The organism is Bacillus sp. NH11B, from assembly GCF_001884205.1.
Taxonomy (GTDB): domain Bacteria; phylum Bacillota; class Bacilli; order Bacillales; family Bacillaceae_G; genus Bacillus_A; species Bacillus_A proteolyticus.
In genome coordinates this window covers 185,887-208,396 of sequence record NZ_MAOG01000016.1, presented here as the reverse complement: position 1 = coordinate 208,396, position 22,510 = coordinate 185,887, and the positions used below count along the sequence as shown (strand labels likewise).

At 35.8% G+C, this 22,510-nt stretch carries 24 protein-coding genes, 3 other RNA genes and 1 riboswitch; of the genes, 23 read left to right on the top strand and 4 right to left on the bottom strand.

Translation table 11 applies throughout. The features are described 5' to 3' along the window. Positions 1-14 precede the first annotated feature (14 nt). Positions 15-206 (bottom strand): YppF family protein, encoded by a 192-nt coding sequence (locus BAU27_RS03500; RefSeq protein ID WP_071744936.1) that lies wholly within the window; start codon positions 204-206, stop codon positions 15-17. 177 nt (positions 207-383) lie between these two features. On the opposite strand from BAU27_RS03500, the gene BAU27_RS03495 reads away from it, so the two are divergent. The 13 genes from BAU27_RS03495 (at position 384) to pbuX (ending at position 12,112) form a co-directional block, all read left to right on the top strand. Next, complete coding sequence (locus tag BAU27_RS03495) at positions 384-1,082, top strand: YppG family protein (protein WP_071770130.1); 699 nt, start codon at positions 384-386, stop codon at positions 1,080-1,082. Between the two features lie 153 nt (positions 1,083-1,235). Further along, the gene (locus BAU27_RS03490) at positions 1,236-1,658 is read left to right on the top strand and encodes a CotD family spore coat protein (protein ID WP_071744938.1); all 423 of its coding nucleotides are present in this window, start codon (positions 1,236-1,238) and stop codon (positions 1,656-1,658) included. 56 nt (positions 1,659-1,714) lie between these two features. Next, the gene (locus tag BAU27_RS03485; protein ID WP_071744939.1) at positions 1,715-2,269 is read left to right on the top strand and encodes an SLOG family protein; all 555 of its coding nucleotides are present in this window, start codon (positions 1,715-1,717) and stop codon (positions 2,267-2,269) included. Positions 2,270-2,366: 97 nt separating this feature from the next. Next, positions 2,367-2,702: a cell division regulator GpsB gene (gpsB, locus tag BAU27_RS03480; RefSeq protein WP_000622426.1), complete on the top strand. Its 336-nt coding sequence runs from the start codon at positions 2,367-2,369 to the stop codon at positions 2,700-2,702. A gap of 87 nt (positions 2,703-2,789) precedes the next feature. Beyond that, an RNA gene (gene rnpB, locus BAU27_RS03475) (RNase P RNA component class B) lies at positions 2,790-3,180 on the top strand. 180 nt (positions 3,181-3,360) lie between these two features. After that, the gene (locus BAU27_RS03470; RefSeq protein ID WP_071770129.1) at positions 3,361-4,500 is read left to right on the top strand and encodes a THUMP domain-containing class I SAM-dependent RNA methyltransferase; all 1,140 of its coding nucleotides are present in this window, start codon (positions 3,361-3,363) and stop codon (positions 4,498-4,500) included. A 61-nt stretch (positions 4,501-4,561) separates the two neighbouring features. Beyond that, complete coding sequence (locus BAU27_RS03465; RefSeq protein WP_071770128.1) at positions 4,562-4,744, top strand: DUF3921 family protein; 183 nt, start codon at positions 4,562-4,564, stop codon at positions 4,742-4,744. Positions 4,745-4,882: 138 nt separating this feature from the next. Then, positions 4,883-6,820 carry an ATP-dependent DNA helicase gene (locus tag BAU27_RS03460; protein ID WP_071744942.1) on the top strand — a complete coding sequence of 646 codons (1,938 nt, stop codon included), beginning with the start codon at positions 4,883-4,885 and terminating at the stop codon, positions 6,818-6,820. Positions 6,821-6,921: 101 nt separating this feature from the next. Then, positions 6,922-8,439 (top strand): carboxypeptidase, encoded by a 1,518-nt coding sequence (ypwA, locus tag BAU27_RS03455; protein ID WP_071770127.1) that lies wholly within the window; start codon positions 6,922-6,924, stop codon positions 8,437-8,439. A gap of 48 nt (positions 8,440-8,487) precedes the next feature. Further along, the gene (locus BAU27_RS03450) at positions 8,488-8,961 is read left to right on the top strand and encodes a GNAT family N-acetyltransferase (RefSeq protein WP_071744944.1); all 474 of its coding nucleotides are present in this window, start codon (positions 8,488-8,490) and stop codon (positions 8,959-8,961) included. 159 nt (positions 8,962-9,120) lie between these two features. Continuing rightward, complete coding sequence (locus BAU27_RS03445; RefSeq protein WP_071770126.1) at positions 9,121-9,867, top strand: type I methionyl aminopeptidase; 747 nt, start codon at positions 9,121-9,123, stop codon at positions 9,865-9,867. A 116-nt stretch (positions 9,868-9,983) separates the two neighbouring features. Then, positions 9,984-10,085, top strand: a riboswitch (purine riboswitch). Positions 10,086-10,193: 108 nt separating this feature from the next. Then, on the top strand, positions 10,194-10,787 hold the full coding sequence (locus tag BAU27_RS03440; protein ID WP_071770125.1) for a xanthine phosphoribosyltransferase: 594 nt from the start codon (positions 10,194-10,196) through the stop codon (positions 10,785-10,787). A gap of 2 nt (positions 10,788-10,789) precedes the next feature. Continuing rightward, entirely contained in the window at positions 10,790-12,112 is a 1,323-nt protein-coding gene (gene pbuX, locus BAU27_RS03435; protein WP_002030833.1) for a xanthine permease PbuX, read from the top strand. A 14-nt stretch (positions 12,113-12,126) separates the two neighbouring features. Here pbuX and BAU27_RS03430 read toward each other — a convergent pair whose 3' ends face one another. Beyond that, a complete protein-coding gene (locus BAU27_RS03430; protein ID WP_071770124.1) occupies positions 12,127-13,290 on the bottom strand; it encodes a DUF418 domain-containing protein in 1,164 nt (387 codons plus the stop codon). A 100-nt stretch (positions 13,291-13,390) separates the two neighbouring features. Here BAU27_RS03430 and BAU27_RS31615 point away from each other — a divergent pair, with 100 nt between their 5' ends. Next, positions 13,391-13,648: a hypothetical protein gene (locus BAU27_RS31615; RefSeq protein WP_071744949.1), complete on the top strand. Its 258-nt coding sequence runs from the start codon at positions 13,391-13,393 to the stop codon at positions 13,646-13,648. A gap of 194 nt (positions 13,649-13,842) precedes the next feature. Then, positions 13,843-17,502: a dynamin family protein gene (locus BAU27_RS03420; RefSeq protein ID WP_071770123.1), complete on the top strand. Its 3,660-nt coding sequence runs from the start codon at positions 13,843-13,845 to the stop codon at positions 17,500-17,502. 3 nt (positions 17,503-17,505) lie between these two features. On the opposite strand, the gene BAU27_RS03415 is transcribed toward BAU27_RS03420, so the two are convergent. Continuing rightward, positions 17,506-17,760, bottom strand: a complete 255-nt coding sequence (locus BAU27_RS03415; RefSeq protein ID WP_000369740.1) for a DUF3931 domain-containing protein — start codon at positions 17,758-17,760, stop codon at positions 17,506-17,508. Between the two features lie 70 nt (positions 17,761-17,830). On the opposite strand from BAU27_RS03415, the gene BAU27_RS03410 reads away from it, so the two are divergent. From BAU27_RS03410 to ssrS (BAU27_RS03390), 5 genes are all read left to right on the top strand, one after another. Beyond that, a complete protein-coding gene (locus BAU27_RS03410) occupies positions 17,831-18,298 on the top strand; it encodes a GNAT family N-acetyltransferase (protein ID WP_071770122.1) in 468 nt (155 codons plus the stop codon). 21 nt (positions 18,299-18,319) lie between these two features. Continuing rightward, positions 18,320-18,592 (top strand): YpbS family protein, encoded by a 273-nt coding sequence (locus BAU27_RS03405; protein ID WP_000451820.1) that lies wholly within the window; start codon positions 18,320-18,322, stop codon positions 18,590-18,592. A 2-nt stretch (positions 18,593-18,594) separates the two neighbouring features. After that, a complete protein-coding gene (locus BAU27_RS03400; protein ID WP_071744952.1) occupies positions 18,595-19,428 on the top strand; it encodes a sulfurtransferase in 834 nt (277 codons plus the stop codon). A 116-nt stretch (positions 19,429-19,544) separates the two neighbouring features. Beyond that, a non-coding RNA gene (gene ssrS / locus BAU27_RS03395) (6S RNA) lies at positions 19,545-19,728 on the top strand. Between the two features lie 20 nt (positions 19,729-19,748). Continuing rightward, positions 19,749-19,932: non-coding RNA, 6S RNA (ssrS, locus tag BAU27_RS03390), on the top strand. A gap of 54 nt (positions 19,933-19,986) precedes the next feature. Here ssrS (BAU27_RS03390) and BAU27_RS03385 read toward each other — a convergent pair. Then, a complete protein-coding gene (locus BAU27_RS03385; RefSeq protein ID WP_071744953.1) occupies positions 19,987-20,436 on the bottom strand; it encodes a hypothetical protein in 450 nt (149 codons plus the stop codon). Between the two features lie 83 nt (positions 20,437-20,519). Between BAU27_RS03385 and BAU27_RS03380 the strand changes: the two genes are divergently transcribed. The 3 genes from BAU27_RS03380 to BAU27_RS03370 are packed head-to-tail and all read left to right on the top strand — an operon-like array spanning position 20,520 to position 22,453. Continuing rightward, positions 20,520-20,831, top strand: coding sequence for a hypothetical protein (locus BAU27_RS03380; protein ID WP_000169032.1), 312 nt, complete (start codon positions 20,520-20,522; stop codon positions 20,829-20,831). 3 nt (positions 20,832-20,834) lie between these two features. Continuing rightward, the gene (locus BAU27_RS03375; protein ID WP_071770121.1) at positions 20,835-22,070 is read left to right on the top strand and encodes a glutathionylspermidine synthase family protein; all 1,236 of its coding nucleotides are present in this window, start codon (positions 20,835-20,837) and stop codon (positions 22,068-22,070) included. Further along, positions 22,067-22,453: a DUF350 domain-containing protein gene (locus tag BAU27_RS03370; RefSeq protein ID WP_071770120.1), complete on the top strand. Its 387-nt coding sequence runs from the start codon at positions 22,067-22,069 to the stop codon at positions 22,451-22,453. The genes BAU27_RS03375 and BAU27_RS03370 overlap by 4 nt, the downstream gene beginning before the upstream one ends. The last annotated feature ends 57 nt before the right edge of the window (positions 22,454-22,510 follow it).

Sequence of the window (22,510 nt, the reverse complement as noted above, 5' to 3'; positions counted from 1 at the left end):
CCCTCTTGTTTTTTTTAGGCTTCTGTCGCTGTTGTAGGTTTTGTTGCGCCGTTTATTTCTAATTCACGTATTAATGTTCTGTAATCTGAGATGCATATTTTTCCGTCGAGATAACAATGTCTCGCAAAGTCTAGCAGTTCATTTGAACTTTCTGTACAGTACCCCTTTTTTTGAGAAAACGCTTGTTTTAAATCCCCTAATACCATGTTGATTCCTCCCCCATGAGAATCTTCTTCCTTATTATCATAGCATGGAAGGGTTTACTTTCTAATTTTTTTAAAAATTTAAACTTCCGACAAAAACAGACAGATACTCCGTCACACATTTTATTTTATAGGTACATATTCTATATGTAGAAACTTATGTGAAGGAGGAGAGTATGCATGTTTCAACAACCTAATGTATATCAGCAAACAAATCCATATGCACAGCAAAATATGTACCAATATAATGAGGATACATATTTACGATATAATATGTATCCTTTCGAGCCTCATTATGGGAACCAAAATTATTATCAACCTTTTGAAGTGTCGTTTGGGAATCAACCGCAACAAGAACAACAACCCTACATGAATCAACAACAGCAGCAACCGCAACCGCAACAAGCACAACAACCCTACATGAATCAGCAGCAGCAACCACAACCGCAACAAGCACAACAACCCTACATGAATCAACAACAGCAGCAACCGCAACCGCAACAAGCACAACAACCCTACATGAATCAACAACAGCAGCAACCACAAGCACAACAAGCACAACAACCCTACATGAATCAACAACAACCCTACATGAATCAACAACAACCTTATATGAATTCACAATATTATATGCCGCCACCATCTTCCTATGGAAATCAACAAGCGATGTTTTATCCACCAAAACAACCGTATCCAACTATGAATAAACAAAAGCAACAACAGCAACCGAGTCAATTTTCTAGTTTTGTTTCCCAATTTAAAACATCAGATGGCAACTATGATGTAAATAAAATGATGAACACAGCTGGACAAATGATGAATGCGATGAATCAAGTGACAGGAATCGTTAAGCAAGTTGGAGGTTTTTTTGGTAAATAATAGTGGGGGGTATCTATAATAGTATTATGTATGAAGTAGGGCAATAGTCAAATTTCTATGAAATAAATGGGTGTATATAACAAGCGGCTTAACCTCTTCTCTCATATTGTAAAGTGTAGTCAGATTTTTTTTAAGAGAGAGGAGAGAAAAACTATGCATCATTGTCATCCTTGTTTTGGAGGGCATAAGCCTGTAGGACCTATTTGTACAACTGCTCCTGTCATTCATCCGACCAAACAATGCGTAACACATTCTTTTTCAACAACGGTGGTGCCACACATTTTCCCAACGCATACAACACATGTACACCATCAACAAATTAAAAATCAAGGCTTCTTCCCACAAACAAACTCGAATGTAAACGTTGTAGATCCTGGTGATCCAGGATTTGGTGGTGGATTCGGCGGGGGATGTGGACCATGTGGTCATGGTCATCATCACCACGGGCATCATATATCTCCATTTGGACCAGGACCGAACGTGTCACCATTTGGACCGGGACCGAATGTATCTCCGTTTGGACCAAATATCGGACCGAATATCGGACCAAACGTTGGTGGAATGTTTAAAAAGTAAATGATATGTTAGAACTAGCGAAATGCTAGTTCTTTTTTTTGTAATGGAGTGTTGATATGAAAGTTGTTACTGTAACAGGATATAAGCCATTTGAGCTTGGAATCTTTAAAAATGATCATCCAGGAGTAGAATGTATAAAAAAGGCGCTTCGTCGTAAGTTAACTGCTTTTGTAGAAGATGGTTTGGAGTGGGTTATTATTAGTGGCCAGTTAGGAGTCGAATTATGGGCTGCTGAAGTTGTTTTTGAGATTCAAGTAGAATATCCAGATTTAAAATTAGCGGTATTTACTCCTTTTTTAGAACAAGAAGAAAATTGGAAGGAAGATAACCGTGAATATTACGAATTTATTCTTTCGCAAGCAGATCACATTGATAGTATTACGAAACGGAAGTACGAAAGCCCAGAGCAATTTAAATTAAAGAATCAATTTTTTATTGCAAAAAGTGATGCACTTTTAGCTGTATATGATGAAGAAAAGCCTGGGAGCCCTAAATATATAGTAGAAGCGGCTAAGAAAAAAGGAGAAATAGAAAATTATCACAGTTATTTCATTCTTTTTTCTGATTTACAAGATATAATGGAAGAGGAACAGTGGAATAATGCAGATTAATATGTAATATTGTACTTGCATATTTGATTGACAAAAGGCATTGTTTCTGAAAAAATTTAGTTAATGAAAGCTTTGGCAAAAATTTGAGGTGAAGAAAATGATTTCGGATAAAATTAAATTAACAGCGAAAGATATTTTAGAAAAAGAATTTAAAACAGGTATGAGAGGTTATCAACAAGAAGAAGTAGATAAGTTTCTTGATATGATTATTAAAGATTATGAAGCTTTTCATAAGGAATTTGATCAATTAAAACAACAAAATGCTCGTTTAAAACGTGAATTAGAAGAGCAGAAAGTAGCGGCAACACAAGTTCCGCAACAACCAGTACAAACACCAGTTGCACAACCAGTATATAACAATACGAATACGGATATTTTAAAACGTCTATCTAATTTAGAAAAAGCTGTATTTGGAAGTAAGTTATACGAATAAATTAGGGTAACAAAAAGGTTAAAGTAGTTTACATAGAAAAAAACATTGCAAAATCTTTTTGTTTCCACTATACTAATGTTTGTCATAACGTTTGGGTAATCGCTGCAACGCCAACGTTGTAGAGGAAAGTCCATGCTCGCACGACCTGAGATGGTCGTAGTGTTCGTGCCTAGCCAAGTCATAAGCTAGGGTATTCTGGCTGTGAAGCTGGTTTAACGGCAGGGAAAAAACCTAAGTCCTTTCGGATATGGTTTGACTACCTTTAAAGTGCCACAGTGACGAAGTCCTTGAAGAAATGATAGGAGTGGAACGAGGTAAACCCCACGAGCGAGAAACCCAAATAATGGTAGGGGAATCTTTTCCAAGGAAATGAACGACGGGAAAGGACAGGTTTTATAACCTGTAGATAGATGATTGCCACTGGAGTACGAGGCGTGGGCCGTTTGCAGTACAAAGGAACAGAACATGGCTTACAGAACGTTATGAACCAACTATGAAATAACTCAGCTCTCCTTTGTTAGAGGAGGGCTTTTTATTTGTATGAAGTTATAAATTATGAGTTACAATGGTTAATGAGAAAATTTTTCGTAAAATGTAATGATTAATAGGACAAATTGCTATTAATTATTGTTTGAATATACATAAGAGGTGAATGCAAATGGGAAAAGTTACTTTAATTGCAACAGCGGCAATGGGTATTGAAGCGTTAGTTGCCCGAGAAGTTCGCGATCTTGGTTATGAATGTCAAGTAGAAAACAGCAAAGTAACATTTGAAGCAGATGAAAAGGCGATTTGTCGCACGAATTTATGGTTACGTACTGCGGACCGTGTGAAAATTAAAGTTGGCGAATTTAAAGCAACAACATTTGATGAGCTATTTGAAAAAACGAAAGCATTAAACTGGGGAGATTATATTCCAGAGAACGGAGAATTCCCTGTTATCGGTAAATCTTTAAAATCTGAGTTATTCAGTGTTTCGGATTGCCAACGTATCGTTAAAAAAGCTGTCGTTGAAAAATTAAAAACAACATATAAACGTACAACTTGGTTTGAAGAAGATGGTCCGTTATTCCGTATCGAGATTGCAATGTTGAAAGATATTGCAACATTAACAATTGATGCGAGTGGTGTTGGACTTCATAAACGTGGGTACCGCATGGATCAAGGGGAAGCTCCTTTAAAAGAAACATTAGCTGCGTCTTTAATTAAGTTAACGAACTGGAAGCCAGATCGTCCTTTCGTGGATCCTTTCTGTGGATCTGGAACAATTCCGATTGAAGCTGCATTAATTGGACAAAATATCGCACCAGGATTTAACCGAGGTTTTGCATCGGATGAATGGGGCTGGGTTGGTAAACAAAATTGGCGTGAAGCTCGTCAAGAAGCTGAAGATTTAGCAAATTATAATCAACCATTACAAATCATTGGATCTGATATTGACCATCGTATGATTCGAGTTGCTCAAGATAACGCAGAAGAAGTAGGTTTAGGTGATTTAATCACATTTAAACAAATGCAAGTAAAAGATTTCACAACAAAAGAGGATTATGGCTACGTCGTAACGAATCCTCCATACGGAGAACGTTTAAGTGAAAAAGCGCTCGTTGAACAACTGTATAAAGAAATGGGACAAGTATTCCGCCCGTTAGATACGTGGTCAATGTATTTATTAACAAGTTACGAAGCATTTGAGAAGTGTTACGGAAAAGATGCGTCGAAGAAACGTAAACTATTTAACGGATTTATCCGTACAGATTACTACCAATACTTCGGAAAACGTCCACCGCGTAATCCATAGTATAAAACTCCTCCAGCACGCATATACTGGCTATTATGTAATGCGTAAAGGAGGCAGTGATATGGATAGTTTTCAATTATCAATGATTCAAAAAGCTATTCACCGTACGTATGATGTGCTCGGAAAAGAAGTGGATAGTCAAGGCGTAATTATAGATGAAATACAAAAAGCGCAGGAAGAATATTTATCAGCTCTTTCACATGAAACAGCGATTGATAAACGGTATTTAAAGTCATTAATATAGAAGAAAATTTTCCTTTTTCGAAAGGGAAATTTTTTTTCGTGTATTTCTATGTATTGCAACAGGGGAAAGTGGCTGCACGCATATGAGTAGCAGCTACTAAATCTTTTTATAGAAAAACTGTTTGGTTGGAGGCTAAGGATGTTTACTGAGAAGAGATTACCATTTGAAGTAGGAAAACAAGACAATTTTTATGATAAGTTGAATGAGTGGATTGGAGATGTATTTTACGACATCCTTCCGGAAAAAGGCTTTGAAGAGCGTGATGAACAAATTTTTATGGCGTTTCAGTTAGAGCGCGCTTTCCAAGAGAAAAAAGTTATGTTCGCAGAAGCGGGAGTAGGAACAGGGAAAACAATTGTATATCTTTTATATGCAATTTGTTATGCACGTTATACAGGGAAACCTGCTATTATCGCTTGTGCAGATGAAACGTTAATTGAGCAGCTTGTGAAAGAAGAAGGGGACATTGCTAAGTTATCTGAAGCATTAGGACTATCTGTTGACGTAAGACTTGCGAAATCGATGGATAACTATTTATGTTTACGTAAACTTGAAGATGTTATGAGTGGACGAGCTCCGGAAGTAATTGAAGACGTATATTATGAATTACCACAGTTTGTATTTGATCATGGTACGATGCAAAACTTTACTCACTATGGTGACAGAAAAGAATTTCCACTTTTAAATGATGAGGAATGGTCAAAAGTAAACTGGGATTACTTCCAAGATTGCTTCACTTGCGATTCACGTCATCGCTGTGGACAAACTCTTTCTCGTGAACATTATCGTAAAGCGGCAGATTTAATCATTTGTTCTCAAGACTTCTATATGGATCATATTTGGACGTACGATGCTCGTAAACGTGAAGGACAAATTCCATTACTACCTGAAAGTAGCTGCGTTGTATTCGATGAAGGACATCTTGTAGAATATGCAGCTCAAAAAGCCTTAACGTACCGTTTAAAGCAAACGATGATGGAGCAACTTTTAACGAGATTGTTACAAAATGATATTCGTGAAGAGTTTGCACATTTAGTAGAAGAAACAATTTGGCAAACAGAGCGATTCTTCGATGTGTTACAAGAGAATAAAAAGGAAATTGAAGGTTCTGATCGTTTAGAAATTACTGTGACAGAAAAAGTAACTGCAGAAGCGAAAAGACTTTATGCGAAAATCGGTGAAGTCGGTGATGCACTGGTATTTGAAAGTGAAATGCATACAGTAAACACGTATGATTTAAATATCGTTGATGAACATTTAGATGTGTTAGAACATTCACTTCGTCTTTTCATGCATGAGAAAAATGTAATTACGTGGGGTGAAGAAGGTGATGGTGCCTTCACGTTAGTTATTATGCCGCGTGCAGTTGAAGAAGTGTTACAAGAAAAAGTATTCTCGAAGAAAATTCCATACATTTTCTCTTCTGCGACATTATCGGACAATGATTCGTTCGCATTTACTGCAAACAGCCTAGGGGTAAAAGATTACTTATCATTCTCAGTTGCCTCACCGTTTGATTATGAAGAGCAAATGGCAGTAAACTTATTATCGCATACGAAAGAAAATGAATGGGAAAGAAAGTGTCAATATACACTTGAAAATATACAGAAAACAAATGGACGTACACTTGTATTATTCCGTACAACACAAGAGCTTGCAGCGTTTAAAGAATATGTAAGTAAAGAGCAAATGTCAGTTCCGTTCCTATATGAAGGGGATCAAGAAATTAGTCAGCTCGTTTCTCGTTTCCAAAATGAAGAAGAGACTGTACTTTGTGCCGTTCATTTATGGGAAGGTTTAGATATTCCTGGCTCATCATTATCACATGTTATTATTTGGTCATTACCATTCCCTCCAAACGATCCTGTGTTTGAAGCGAAGCGTAAACATGTAAATGATCCATTCTGGGATGTAGATGTACCATATATGATTTTACGTCTTCGTCAAGGGATTGGCCGTTTAATTCGTACGAGCGACGATAAAGGTGCTATATCAATCTTCTTATCTGATACAGAAGATGAGAAAGTGGTAGAAGCGGTGAAAAACGTACTACCAGTAGAAGGTAAAGAATTATAAGGAGAAAGCTTGGCGCTTGCCAAGCTTTTTTTCTATTATAAAAGGAATTTAGATTTCCATGTCGAATTAAGTTTGAGGTAGAAAAAGGAGGTTTTTATACGATGACAGTAGCTACATATGAAGTAGAAAAACAATTTTTAACATATGTGAAGAAGATACAGAATTACGGAGAAGCATTAAGCTTAATGTTTTGGGACTTGAGAACAGGTGCGCCTAAAAAAGGTGTAGACCAGCGTTCAGAAGTAATTGGTATGCTTTCATCAGAAGTGTTTACCATGTCGACTTCAGATGAGATGGGGAACTATTTAACAGAGCTTGAAGCTTTAATACGTGAAGACAAACTTTCTGAAACGACAAAGAAAATGGTTGAAGAGTGTCGTAAAGAATATGATAGAAATAAGAAAATTCCACAAGCGGAATATGAAGCGTATGTGAAATTAGAAGCGAAAGCGGAGAGTGTGTGGGAAGAAGCCCGCGAAAAATCTGATTTCGAAATGTTCCGTCCGTATTTAGAACAAATAGTTGAATTTAAAAAGAAATTTATTACATATTGGGGTTACGAAACATATAAATACAATACATTATTAGATATGTATGAGCCGGGTATTACAGTAGAAGTGTTAGATCACGTATTTGGTCAACTACGAGAGCGTATCGTTCCGCTCGTAAAAGAAATATCGGAGTCGCAAAAGAGATTAAAGACAAGTGCTTTATCAGAACATTTTTCAAAAGAAAAACAAAAAAACTTTACATTAGAGCTATTAAAGCAATTGAATTATGACTTTGAAGCAGGTCGTCTTGATGAAACGGTACATCCATTTGAGATTACATTAAATAGAGGGGATGTTCGTATTACGACACGCTATGACGAAAGAGATTTCCGTATGGCAGTGTTTGGAACAATTCATGAATGTGGTCATGCTGTATATGAGCAAAATATTGCAGAGAAATTTGAAGGTACACCGCTATGTAGTGGAACATCTATGGGTATTCATGAGTCACAATCATTATTCTTTGAGAACTTTATCGGTCGTAATAAATCATTCTGGAAGAAAAATTATGATTTATTAAAAGAGTATAGCGATGGTCAATTCAATGGTATATCAGTAGATGAGTTTTATGATGCGATTAACGAATCGAAGCCATCGTTCATTCGTATAGAAGCAGATGAGCTTACATATCCGCTTCACGTCATGGTTCGTTATGAACTTGAGAAAGAATTGTTTGATGGTACATTACAAGTGAAGGATTTGCCAGCGGCTTGGAATGATAAGATGGAAGCATATTTAGGAATTCGTCCAGAAAACGATGCACAAGGTGTATTGCAAGATGTTCACTGGGCTGGTGGTTCATTTGGATACTTCCCATCTTATGCGCTTGGTTATATGTATGCAGCGCAATTTAAGGAAAGAATGATAAAAGACATTCCGAACTTTGATGCATTATTAGAAGAAGGAAACGTAACACCAATTCGTGAATGGTTAACAGAAAATATTCACCAATATGGTAAAACGAAAAAGCCGCTTGAAATTTTAGAAGATGTAACAGGTGAAGGGTTAAATGCAAACTACTTAGCTGATTATTTAGAAGCTAAATATAAAGAGATTTATGAGTTATAACACAGGAGCTGCTTAATTGCAGCTCTTTTTTATGAGGGAGTGTGAGAAATGGGCTATATATTTACAGTAATGTCGCAAACGGAAGCGGAAGAAATTGCATACAACTGGCATTATGAAGGGGAGTATTCTTTTTATGATATAGAGGCAGATCAAGAAGATTTAGCTGAATTTTTACATGATGAGAGTAGAGGGGACGACACATTTGCTGTGAAGGAAAATGGTACTCTTATTGGCTTTTTTAGCTTTTTCAGAATGAATAGTCGAACGGTTGATATCGGACTAGGAATGAGACCTAATATAACTGGAAATGGATTCGGTTTAAAGTTCGTAAAAGCTGGACTAGATTTTAGTGAAGAAAAATATGGTTGTAACTATATAACACTATCAGTAGCGACATTTAATGAAAGAGCAATTAAAGTGTATAAAAAAGCAGGGTTTGAAGCGGTTGGAACGTTTATACAGAAAACAAATGGTAGTTGTTTTGAGTTTTTGAAAATGAATTATATATGTAAAAATGATTAAAAAACAGAGGAGAGCTTCTGTTTTTTATTTTGATGTAGCAATAAATGATGTTTGTTTTTGTGCTCGCTGTAATTGGAGGTTTTGAAATTTTGGAAGAGGATGTGTATGATTGAAGTTTAGTAGTAAATAGCAAGTTTAGTAAGGAGAGGTAGAGATAGTATGATTACAATTAAAACGAAAAACGAAATAGATTTGATGCATGAATCTGGGAAATTACTTGCTTCATGTCATAAAGAAATTGCGAAAATGATGAAACCAGGTATAACTACAAAAGAACTTGATACGTTTGTTGAAATGTATTTAAGAGATCATGGTGCTACATCTGAACAGAAAGGTTACAACGGGTATCCATATGCGATATGTGCATCTGTAAACGATGAAATGTGTCATGGGTTTCCGGCCGATGTTCCTTTAACTGAGGGCGATATTGTAACAATTGACATGGTAGTAAACTTAAATGGTGGTCTTTCAGATTCTGCTTGGACGTATATAGTTGGAAATGTTTCTGATGAAGCAGAAAGGTTATTGGTAGTAGCTGAGAGTGCTTTGTATAAAGGGATTGATCAGGCGGTAATCGGTAATCATGTAGGAGATATTGGCCATGCCATTGAAAGTTATGCAAATGCTGAAGGTTTTTCTGTCGCAAGAGATTTTACGGGACATGGAATTGGTAAAGAGATTCATGAAGAACCAGCAATTTTTCATTTTGGTAAACCAAGGCAAGGACCTAAGCTGCAAGAAGGAATGGTAATTACGATTGAGCCAATTGTAAATGTAGGTATGCGATATTCTAAAGTTGATTTAAACGGATGGACTGCAAGAACGATGGACGGTAAATTATCAGCTCAATATGAGCATACAATTGCGATTACAAAAGATGGACCAATCATTTTAACGACGCTTTAATATGAAATGTAAGAGTTTGCAAAAATCGAACGAAAATATTGTTTTTATAAAATTTGTACGTGTTTTTCACATAAATGCTTTTCAAAATATAAAAAGTGCGTTATAATCCTTCTATAAAATAAATAGTTAGCTACACTCATATAATCGCGGGGATATGGCCTGCAAGTTTCTACCGAAGTACCGTAAATACTTTGACTATGAGTGAGGACGAATATATTTGCTTGTTTAGCATTCTTTTTTTGCGAAACTCCAAAAGCGCGTCTCTCACTTGTAACGAGTGGTGGCGGCTTTTGGAGTTTTTTTATTGCATAAGAGGAGGAACAAACATGAAAGTATTACAAGAAAAGATTTTGAACGAAGGAAAGGTTTTATCTGGTGACGTATTAAAGGTAGATGCGTTTTTAAATCACCAAATTGATCCAGTACTTATGCAAGAAATTGGAAAAGAATTTGCTAAACGTTTTAAAAAAGATAACATTACAAAAATCGTGACGATTGAATCTTCAGGCATTGCACCAGCAGTTATGGCTGCATTAGAGCTTGGTGTAAAAGTAATCTTTGCAAGAAAGCGTAAATCGTTAACGTTACAAGATAATATGTATGTGGCGAAAGTATACTCATTTACAAAACAAGAAACGAACGAGATTTCATTATCTCGAAATCATATCGATGAAAATGATCGTGTGTTAATCATTGATGACTTTTTAGCAAACGGCCAGGCTGCTTTAGGATTAATGAGTTTAGTAGAGCAAGCTGGTGCAAGTATTGCGGGAATTGGCATTGTTATTGAAAAAGCATTTCAAGATGGAGGAAAGAAGCTGCGTGAACAGGGTGTTCGTGTTGAATCACTAGCAGAAATTGCATCACTTGATAACGGCACAGTTACATTTGTACAGCAAGAAACTGCGGAGGTGAATTAACAATGAAGCAGCACCCATTTAAAATCGCATCGCTTGGTATGCAGCACATGCTGGCCATGTATGCTGGCGCAATTATTGTTCCTCTTATTGTCGGCGGAGGACTTGGTTTAAATCAACAAGAATTAACGTATTTAGTATCGATTGACTTATTAATGTGCGGCGTAGCAACAATTTTACAAGCATTATCAAATCGCTTTTTCGGTATTGGGCTTCCGGTTGTACTTGGTTGTACCTTTACAGCTGTTGGGCCGATGATTGCAATTGGTAAACAATACGGTGTGTCTTCCATATATGGGGCAATTATTGCTGCGGGATTATTTGTTGTTATTTTCGCGAAATTATTTGGGAAACTTGTAAAACTATTTCCTCCTGTTGTAACAGGATCTGTCGTTACAGTCATTGGGGTTACACTTGTTCCAGCAGCTATTAATGATATGGCTGGAGGAGTAGGCAGCAAAGATTTCGGAAGTCTTGAAAATTTAGCTTTAGCATTTGGAGTTTTATTATTTATTATCATTATGTATCGTTTCTTTGACGGATTTATCCGTTCAATCTCTATATTACTTGGTCTGTTGTTCGGTACAATTGTTGCGGCATTTATGGGGAAAGTAAGCTTGCAAGCGGTTGGAGAGGCAGATTGGTTCCATGGTATTCAGCCGTTTTACTTCGGTACACCAACATTTGAATTAACACCAATTATTACAATGATTCTCGTTGCTTGTGTAGGGATTGTAGAAGCAACAGGTGTATATTTTGCATTATCTGATATTTGTAATAAAAAGATTGGTGAAAAAGAATTAACAAAAGGTTATCGTGCAGAAGGATTAGCAATGGTTTTAGGTGGAATTTTTAACGCATTTCCATATACAACTTACTCTCAAAACGTAGGACTTGTTCAATTAACCGGAGTAAGAAATCGCGTTATTATTTATACTTGCGGTGGTATGTTAATTGTTCTTGGGTTCATTCCAAAAATCGCAGCTATTACAACAATTATTCCGAAATCAGTACTTGGCGGTGCAATGCTAGCGATGTTCGGCATGGTTATGGCATATGGTATTAAAATGTTAAGCAGTGTTGATTTTGGAAAACAAGAAAATTTATTAATTGTCGCATGTTCTGTTGGAATCGGACTTGGAGTCACAGTTGTTCCAACATTATTCTCACAGCTTCCTGAAAATATTCGTATTTTAACGGATAACGGAATTGTTCTAGGAAGTGCATCAGCAGTACTTTTAAATATTGTATTCAATATGGTACCGCAGCGTAAAGTGAAAGTAAAAGAAGAGCCTGTTTCGATGCAAAGTGCAGTAAGAGAAGCGTAAAAAGCAAGGTCTCATTATGAGACCTTGCTTTTCTTTTTAAGTGGCATTATCTTTCCGTACGTACCAAGGCGCCATATATATTCAAGTGGTCCATATTGATAGCGAGAAAGCCACCAGCGGCTAATAAAAATTTGTAACGTATAGAAACCGATGCAAAATAGAGGTCCTACCCATAATGGAGCAGGATAATAATTTTTGAGCAATAGACCAAATACAAGTAATGTAACAATTGTATGTGAAAGGTAGTTTGTTAACGCCATTCGCCCAACGTACTGGAACGGACGTAATAATGTTTGCCATCTTTCTTTTTGTAATAAACGCATGAGCGTGAAAATGTAGAATATGAATAATGTTTTTCCACTAAACATTGTAAAGACCTGCATATAAATTGGTTCATAAGATGGTTTTGATAAGAAATAACGGACCATGAAGAACCACATTGGCAATGTTAAAATGAACATAATAATTTGCCATTTTTTAAGCTTTGGATCTAACTCTTTCGTGCGGCGGAAAATATCCTTTTTGCCGGCGTATAAACCAAGTAAAAATAGCCCAACTGTTTCTGGGAGCATGAATGCGTTTAGTCCAATTCCATCAGCATAAAATGCATGGAAACGATTTTGTATGTGTGACATCCAGTCTTCAAGTGGCATGATAGGTAAGGAAAATCCTAATTCTGCCTTTGGAACGAATGAAATCATAATACCAGCGATTAGCATGAAAAACTGAAAAATACTTAATAAAACGATTGCCCATATTAAAATGGTACGAGGTTCTCTTTTATAAAATAAAAATAAGAAAAATCCAGCGATTGCATAACTATGTAAAATGTCTCCGTCCCATAAAAGAACGTAATGCAAGAAACCAAATAATAATAAAATGAGCAAACGACGCACAAATAAAGTTTTCGGACGATCTGTTTTCGCCTCAGCACGACTCATAAAGATGTAAAAACCTAATCCGAATAAAAATGAAAAAATAGTATAAAACTTCGTTTGAATAAACATGTCAAAAAACAAGCGAATATAGCTGTCTAACCCATCATAAACGCCTGAAATGTCTCGAGAATCAACACCAGCGATAACTGGCCAGTTAACAAGAAAAATACCTAGTACAGCTATTCCTCTAATAATATCAATTGAGTGTATCCTCTCGCCTTGTGTGAGATTTTGTGTCATTTTTTTCCTCCTTGATAAGTAATTCCCTTTTATTATACAAAATGTAAGAGGGAGGGGATAGGGGAGATTTCCAATTTTTAAAGCTGTTAAGTTGTGAATTATGAGATATAATAAGAGTGCACAGCAAGTTTTAAACTTCTTTAAAACAGGCAGTAAAGCTCCTTTTCCCGAAGGAGCTTTCTTTTTTAGAAATTTGTTGATAATGATTCTCTTTAATGATAAAATGTATTCAAAAGTGATAATCATTATCAAAAAAGGTTGGTGTGTTAATATGATGTATGCACTTGTTGCAGGAACGATTGCTATATATGTTGGTGTTACAAAGTATGTATTAAATGGAGTAGGAACAACAAAATGAATAATATTACATAAAATCCCTTTCATTTGTAAAAAGAATGAAAGGGATTTTTTTATTTTTAATGAGAATATGCTGAAAATTTAGTATGATAGTAAAGTGAAACTGTAATCATTGGGATGCTCAGTCCTAAATGATTATTGTCACACAAATAGCGGGATACAGTATATACATCTTGGATAAAGGGGAACAAGGGGATGACAAACATAGTACAGACAAACGGTATGAAAAAACTTGTTTGTTTTTATGAAGAGTGGCAAAAACATGGAGATGCAGAGAATAGTTTGAAGTTGTTTGAAGTGATTCAAAAATATAAACAAGAACAGCTTATGATAGCTTTTTGTGGTCATTTTTCGGCAGGGAAATCGACAATGATGAATCATCTATATAAAGCGCAATTACTACCGACAAGTCCAATTCCAACGAGTGCTAATGTCGTTAAAATTGAAAAAGGTTCTGATCGCGTTGTTGTTACGATTAAGTCTGGAGAACAGTATGAATATGACGGCGCATATTCAGCAGAAGAATTAAAACAAATATGTAAAGACGGTGATGAAGTAATTGGTGTTCATATTTATCGAAATGATGCACCAATTCCTGACGAAGTTATGTTAGTTGATACGCCAGGAATTGATTCTACAGATGATGCTCACCAATTAGCAACAGAATCAACACTGCATCTTGCAGATGTTATTTTTTACATGATGGATTATAACCATGTCCAATCAGAAGTAAACTTACAATTTGTTAAAGAATTGAAACAACGTAATAAAACGGTTTATCTTGTTGTAAACCAAATAGATAAACATAAAGAAAATGAACTATCTTTTGAAGAGTATAGAGAAAGTGTAAAACAATCTTTTGCTAACTGGGATATTGAAGTAGATGGTATTTTTTATACATCACTGCGAATGATGAATCATCCATACAATGAGATTCAAAGTTTGGAAGTACTAATCTCTTCTATCATGAAAGAAAAAGAGCAGTATGTAAGTGCGGGAATGGAGCGAGAAACAGAATATTTACTGCAAGAACATTTCTCATTTATTCTTTCTGAAAATGAAAAGCAGCTTATAAAATATGAGGAAGAATTAGTGTCACCGCTGTCGCTTTCAGAGATTGTTGAAAAGAAGGAAGAGTTAATTGAAAATAAAAATCGAGCATCGAGTAAAGAGTCTGATGTAAGAAATGAATTTATTAAAGGTTTACAAGCTATATTAGATAACGCGTATTTAATGCCATTTGAAATGAGAGAATTGGCAAATGAGTATTTAGAAACGAAATTAACGAAATTTAAAGTTGGTTTGCTATTTGCGAAGGGAAAGACGGAGCAAGAAAAACAGAGACGTGTAGATGCTTTTCATTCCGCCCTTCAAAAGACTGTTGAAACGCAACTTGATTTTCATGTGAAAGAATTCATTGTAACCTTCTTAAAAGAAGAGGGATTATTTACAGAGGAAATTGGGAAGGACATATATGCTCTAGAGATTGCTTTCGGGCCAGAATTATTGGCTGAAACAATTAAACAAGGGGCTGGCTTTACCGGTGATTACTTACTTCTATATACAGCTGATGTTGCAAATGAGTTGAAAAAAAGATACTTTATGAAATCTCAGCAAATCTTTGGGAAAAGTACGGGTACATTGCAGAAAAAAGCGAAGATAGAAGTTGCTCGTATTGAAGAAGAGATTGAAAAATACACGATGTTACAAACAGCAAAAGAAACGAAATTACAATATATTAAGGCGTATGAGGAATATGAGAGCTATTTAGGAGATGTTTGGAATGAACATATTTCTATACCAGATGGATTGCGAATAGACGAAATATTACAAAGTGAAAAACAAATTGTTAGTGAGAAGTTTACGCTACAAGAGCAAGAAATCGTAAATGATAACGAAATGGCTAGTGAGGAAGAAATGAAAGGGACGGCAGCTTTAAATATTCAGCGTATATTAGAAAAAGTGAAGAAAGCTGAAACAATATTAGATCCATTGCCAGCGCTGAAACATTTACAGCAAGAAGTAGTTGGAAAAAGACAGCGTGTAGAAACGAAGCAATTTACAGTAGCATTATTTGGAGCTTTTAGTGCTGGGAAATCATCATTTGCTAACGCATTGCTCGGTGAAAAGGTACTTCCTGTATCACCAAACCCAACGACAGCAACGATTAATCAAATTTTGCCGGTTACAGAGGAAAAACCACACGGAACAGTAATTGTTCAGTTTAAATCAAAGCAAGCACTATTAGAAGATATGAAAGCTGTTTATAAGCTGTTTCACTATGAGATTACTACGTTAGATGAAGCATTAACGCAAATTGATAAAATTATGAAATATCCTTCACCGAGCGGGAAGCAAAAAACAACATTTAGCTTTTTACGAGCGGTACAAAAAGGATATGAGGCAGTTGCTACGCATTTAGGGGAACAAGTACAAGTTACGTTAGAGGAGTTCTCTGATTATGTAGCTAATGAAGAAAAATCATGCTTTGTTGAGTATATGGAGCTTTATTATGATTGTGCTTTAACAAGGCAAGGAGTAGCTCTTGTAGATACACCAGGAGCTGATTCTATTAACGCCCGCCATACGGATGTTGCATTCCAGTATATTAAAAATGCGGATGCTATTTTATTCGTAACATACTATAATCATGTTTTCTCTCGTGCAGATCGTGAATTTTTAATTCAGCTCGGTCGTGTAAAGGATACGTTTGCGCTTGATAAAATGTTCTTCTTAATTAATGCGGCCGATTTAGCAGAGTCTGAAGAAGAACTTAAAATGGTAAAAGGTTATATTGCGGATCAGCTCTTACAATATGGCATTAGAAATCCACGTTTATTTGCAATTTCAAGTTTATGTGCGCTTGAGGAAAAACAAGGGGAAAGTATTGACAAAGAAAAGTATGGCATTTTACAAAACTCTGGGATTGCTAAGTTTGAAGAATCATTTACGTCCTTTATGATGAGGGATTTAATGCTTGTATCTGTGCATGCTTTATATGGTGCATTGCAAGGAGCAAATCAACTTCTTGTAAATATGATAAATGGCGCAAAGCAGGGAAATGATGAGAAAGTGAAGCAAACAAAAAAATATGAAGCAGAGCGTGATCAGCTACTTCATATTATTTCGTCATATAGTGTGCTCGCTGAAGAACAAGCAATGCAAAATGAAGTGAAAGAATTGCTTTATTACGTACAACAACGCTTATTCCTACGCTATAACGATGTGTTTACTGAATTTATTAACCCGGCATCACTTCGAACAGATGGGAATGTAAAAACGCAGTTGCAACAGTGTGTAATGGAATTAGTTTCATTTATTCAACATGATTTATTACAAGAAATGCGTGCGACATCATTACGTCTTGAAAGATGGATAGATGAAGCGATGAAGCGTGCAAAGGATGAAATTGTTGTGAACTGCAAGGGAGAAAATGAATCGATTTCTTTGGGCGGAACAGTAGATTATGAATATAAAGTTATTACACATAAAGAGCCATTTCCTTCAATAGAAATAAAAGATTTCAAAAAGGCACTAGCGCATTTTAAAAACGAGAAAAGCTTTTTTGAAAAAAATGATAAAGCTTTTATGCAAGAAGACGCTAAAGGAGTGCTAGAACCTTTCGTATCAAACTATGTAGCTGATGAAGAAGATTTATTCGTTCATCATTATAAGCAAGAGTGGGATACAAAATGGAATTTATTCCAAAAAGTGATGCAGCAAGATGTTGAGAAATATTATGAAAGTATATTATTCGCTTTAGCTGAAAAAATTGATGTAACACTATATGAGCAAAGTAAAGAAGAGCTTCAAAAGCAGTTAATAGAAATAGAAAAAGAAATTTATGTTATATAGTCGCTATGAAAAAAAGATTCGTTCAATTTTCTTTTGTAATACAGTATCTAAAGATTTTACGAACCCTGCGAATTCATCAGTAGAAATCATATGTGTAAGAACTAAGCGTCTGCCGTCTGGTGTTTCACCGCATAAGACGAATGAAGAAAACTCATATGTTTTGTTTTCGACTACTAATTTTGGATAGGAATATGTGTCGCTTTTCTTTTTCTTTCCATCAATGGAGATGACGTTGCATTTTTTCTCATTGTTGTCCATGGTGAATCCCTCCTTTCTATTACTTATGGTAGACAAGGAGGGTTTAGAACAATGGAGAAGGGGGATTTTTATGGATGTTGTATTAGAGCGTGTTTCTAAAGATAATGTGCCAAAGTCTTTACTCTTGCTTGCTGATCCAAGCGAGCGGCAAATTGCTACATATATACAGAGAGGAATGGTATATGTAGCTAAAGTAGAGGGGAAAGTGGTTGGTGTATATGTGTTGTTGGAAACAAGACCAAAGACGATGGAAATTATGAATATTGCGGTTGTAGAACATATGCAAGGGAAAGATATTGGTAAGAAAATGTTGCTGCATGCGATAGAAATAGCTAAAGGATATGACATGCACAAAATTGAAATTGGGACAGGTAATTCTAGCGTTTCACAACTTGCGTTATATCAAAAATGTGGATTTCGTATTTTTTCTATTGATTTTGATTACTTTTCGAAGCATTATGAAGAAGAGATTATTGAAAATGGAATTGTATGCCGTGATATGATTCGGCTTGCAATGGAATTGAATAAGAAAGTATAACTTATTTAGGGGGAAGAGAAGATGGAAGTACATAAAGCAATTACAGCACATTCTCGTAAACAAAATGAAAGTGTAAAAGCATGTTTACAATTAGATGCGCAGCGTGAAGCAGCTATTGAAGCAGCCGTATCTCTTGCGTCAAATGGGAAAGAATTTTCGGTTGATGTCATTAATGTTGTAACAAAGCAAATTAATGATCTTGCAAAAAATGGTGTTACACTACAGCGTAAATATGTTACAGAAGAAATGGTTATGGAGTATGTAAGTCGTTTGCAAGAGAAAGAAGGTCGTTAAAGATGATAGTTACAGTCGAATGGTTACGTGAGCATATAGAAGATGAGAACGTCCGTATAATCGATTGTCGTTTTGATTTAGCGAATCCTAATTGGGGTAGAGAAAAGTATGAGGAAGAACATATTCTTCATGCGTTATATTTTGATTTAAATTTAGATCTATCAAGTCCTGTAACAGAACATGGTGGTCGCCATCCGTTGCCAAATATTGAGGAGTTTGCAGACAAGCTTTCGCAAGCTGGTATTGATGAACATACGACAGTAATTGCATATGACAGTGAAGCGGGTGCAAATGCTTCTCGTCTCTGGTGGTTATTAAACTATGTAGGACATGAGAAAGTATATATATTAGATGGCGGATTTCCAGCTTGGAAAGAGAATGGACTACCGATAACAACGGAAATTCCTGTTGCTAAACGAAAAGCATTCAAAGCAAATATACAAGATCATATGCTTGTAACGATGGACACGGTCAAAGAGAATATTCATGCAGGTACAGATATTACGTTAATTGATTCTAGAGAGTCAAAACGTTATGCTGGTGCTGAAGAACTCGTTGATTCGAAGGCAGGGCATATTCCAACAGCAGTAAACTATTTTTGGAAAGATGGAATTTTAGAATCAGGACGCTTTAAAAACAACGAGGAACAGCAAGGACGTTTCCAAAATCTCGATAAAGAGAAGGAAACAATCGTATATTGTGGTTCTGGTGTTACAGCGTGCCCAAATATAGTTGCATTAAAATTAGCTGGTTTTCAAAATATTAAATTGTATGCAGGTAGCTGGAGTGATTGGATTTCTTATTCAGAAAATCAAATTGCAAAAGAAGAAGATTAATCACTTGCATGCAAAAATAATTTGTATTAAAATAAGGTCACAAGCAAGAGATTGCTCGAAAAACTTTGTATTTTACACATTGGAAACAATGTGATAATATAACGACAAGTAAATAATACATCCTGCGGTGTACGTAACTTATTTATGTCTAAAACCGATGTTAGTTATACGGAAGCTCAATATTTAGCGACCATCATCAAGCCTTCCTTGTGGAGGAAGATGTACGGTAACTGTGAGGGCATCCACCTGCGAGTAGCGGGTTTTTGGACATTTACGAGGAGCGGCACGTGCGGGGGGCTTATTTCAACTAACATTATATAAAATTCCTACGGTGTACGTAGCTTATGCATGTCTTAAACCAATAAGTTTAATATGGAAGTTCAATATTTAAATGTAGCTAACATGCCGTCTTTTTAAGAAGGAAGTTACAAACATTTGTGAGAGCATCCACCTGTGAGAGCAGGTTTATGGACATCTAGAGAGAACGGCATATGTGGGGCTAAATAAAAACCTTACGTTTTATACGTAAGGTTTTTTTGTTGTATAAATATATCTACTTTATCTGGATTCACCTGTGAAGTTTCCATAATAAATATAGCACTTTCTGTCTTCATCAATCTCTCTTGAATCTAAAGTGAACTCCATATGCATGCCGTCGCGCTGAATATATATAATATCTGAATGAAGAGATGGTAAAATTTCTTCATAGTTCCATATATCTTTACTATCTATTATGCATGAACTCGTTTCACGTAGTTCTCTAACTTCAAAACCGATGTGGGAGTATATAGGGTCTGAAGGGTCATTTGCAAACTCTTCTTTTTGAATATATATAACTGCTGTTCCGTCTGAATCTACTGAAGTTGCAGTAACAACATATGTATTTTTATCTTTTATAAAATATTCACAAGTCATGCGTGCGATGATTTCAGAATTAGAAATATTTGCGTAGTTCCATAAAGCAGGATACCCTTTCGTTTCATCGTTAAGTCGATATTCTAAGCGCATTTTATCCCTCTTCTTCCTTTTTCTTCTACTTTATCATGCTATCTTATATAATAGGAATAGAATTTAAAAAGGGGAGTGCGAAGGTGACAAAAACGAAATGGTTAGTAGGTGGTGTCGTAACGTCTTTAATGACTGGCACTTTATTTGGCTGCGCACAAGATCTTCCCCCAAAACCGAATGATAATAGTTGTTCAGATTGGGATTGGGATGATGAACTTGGGGTATGGCAGTGTGATGATAGTAGTTCAGGTTATCGTGGGCATTACTTCTATGGTGGGAGTTACTATCAAAATAAATCCACTTTTAAAAATTCATCGGCGTTTAAATCTTATCAATCGTCTGCGGAATTTAAAGGTGGAATTGGAAGCGGTTCAAAGGGAGGATTTGGGGGCTAAAATATGTCGCAATACATAAGAGATAGAAAAGATTTTTATTTGAAATATCCGAATTTTTGGTCGGATTTATATGAATGTGAGTATAGTCTGTTTCATGTTTTCTCTATAACAAATCAGACTATGAAACAATTGCAATTAGCAACTGAACGAATGGGGAAAATATTTTTTAAGACTGCTAGACTTTTGCGTAATTTAAGTGACGAACAGCTTCTTGAACTTGGGTTTCCTCCTGCGAGCTTATCATTCATTAGAATGAAAGGATTATATCCTGAATCTGTTATTTCGCGATTTGATTTCGTTTTAACAGATGATAACCAAATTAAAATGCTTGAGTTTAATAGTGATACACCAACTTTTATTATGGAATGCTTTCAAATGAATGGAAAAGTTTGCGAGAAACTAGGCTATGATGATCCAAACTCGGATCAAGAACGATTACTATCTTCTGGTATTACAAAAGCCGTAATGGAAGCGACAAAGGGAATAGACAACCCAAATGTTGTTTTTACAGCACATCATGAACATATTGAGGATTGGAATACGACTGTGTATTTGAGTCAGTTATGCCATGTTGAGAATAAAGTAGTGCCAATGTCAGAACTTAGAATTACAAAAGATGCTTTAGTGGATAGGGATGGAGTACAGATTGATGTGTTATATCGCCAAACATATCCGATAGAAGATTTAATTGAGGATCAAGATCCTGAAACAGGAGATTTGGTAGGTGTGGAACTGTTGCAACTTGTAAAAGCCGGAAAGCTTTTTATAATAAATCCATTGTCAGCATTTTTACTTCAGCCCAAATCAGTTCAGTGTCTTATTTGGGGATTAGCAGAAGAAGAGGCCTTTTATACAAATGAGGAACAACAGTGGATTAAAGAATATATGTTACCTACATATTTAGAACCAGATTTATTTTTAGGAAAAGGTTCTTTCGTTCAAAAACCTTCATTTGGTAGAGAAGGGGACACAATTACCATTCGCGATAAGGACGAACATATTATGCTTCAAAATGCACACCAAACATATAAAGCGTCACTGCTGATATTCCAAAAGTATACAGAACTTCCAGTTGTATCCTTGGAAACAGAAAAAGGGATGGAGAAACTGTCGTATGTGTTTGGTTCGTTTTTAATTGCCGGAAAAGCGAGTAGTATCGGTATTCGTGTGGGGGAAAAAATTACGGGGAATGAATCGTACTATTTACCGGTAGGTATAAAAAAGGAGGGAAGTATATGATTAATTTTTTATTATATTTAGCAGTAACACTAGGCCTTTTATGCATTGGTCTTTTCCTAATGGAAGTAACAACGAAAATAAAAGAATTTAAGCTAATGGCCCAAGGAAATAAGGCGGTAAGCTATGTACTTGGAGGACGACTACTTGGGTTAGCTATTGTTTTATATTCGACAGCCGCTAATTCCATTTCACTTCTTGATATGGTTTCGTGGGGAGCAGTTGGGATTTTGGCTCAAATTATCGTCTTTTATTTAGCTGAGTGGCTTACACCACGCTTTAATATAAATAAAAGTCTCGAAGAAGATAATCAAGCAGTCGGTCTTTTTCTTATGTTTTTATCGCTTTCAATTGGGATTGTAATTGCTGGTTGTATAACTTATTAAAAACTTTACGTTTAAACGTAAGGTTTTTATTTTTGCTAATTTTGAAATGTGTGCTTG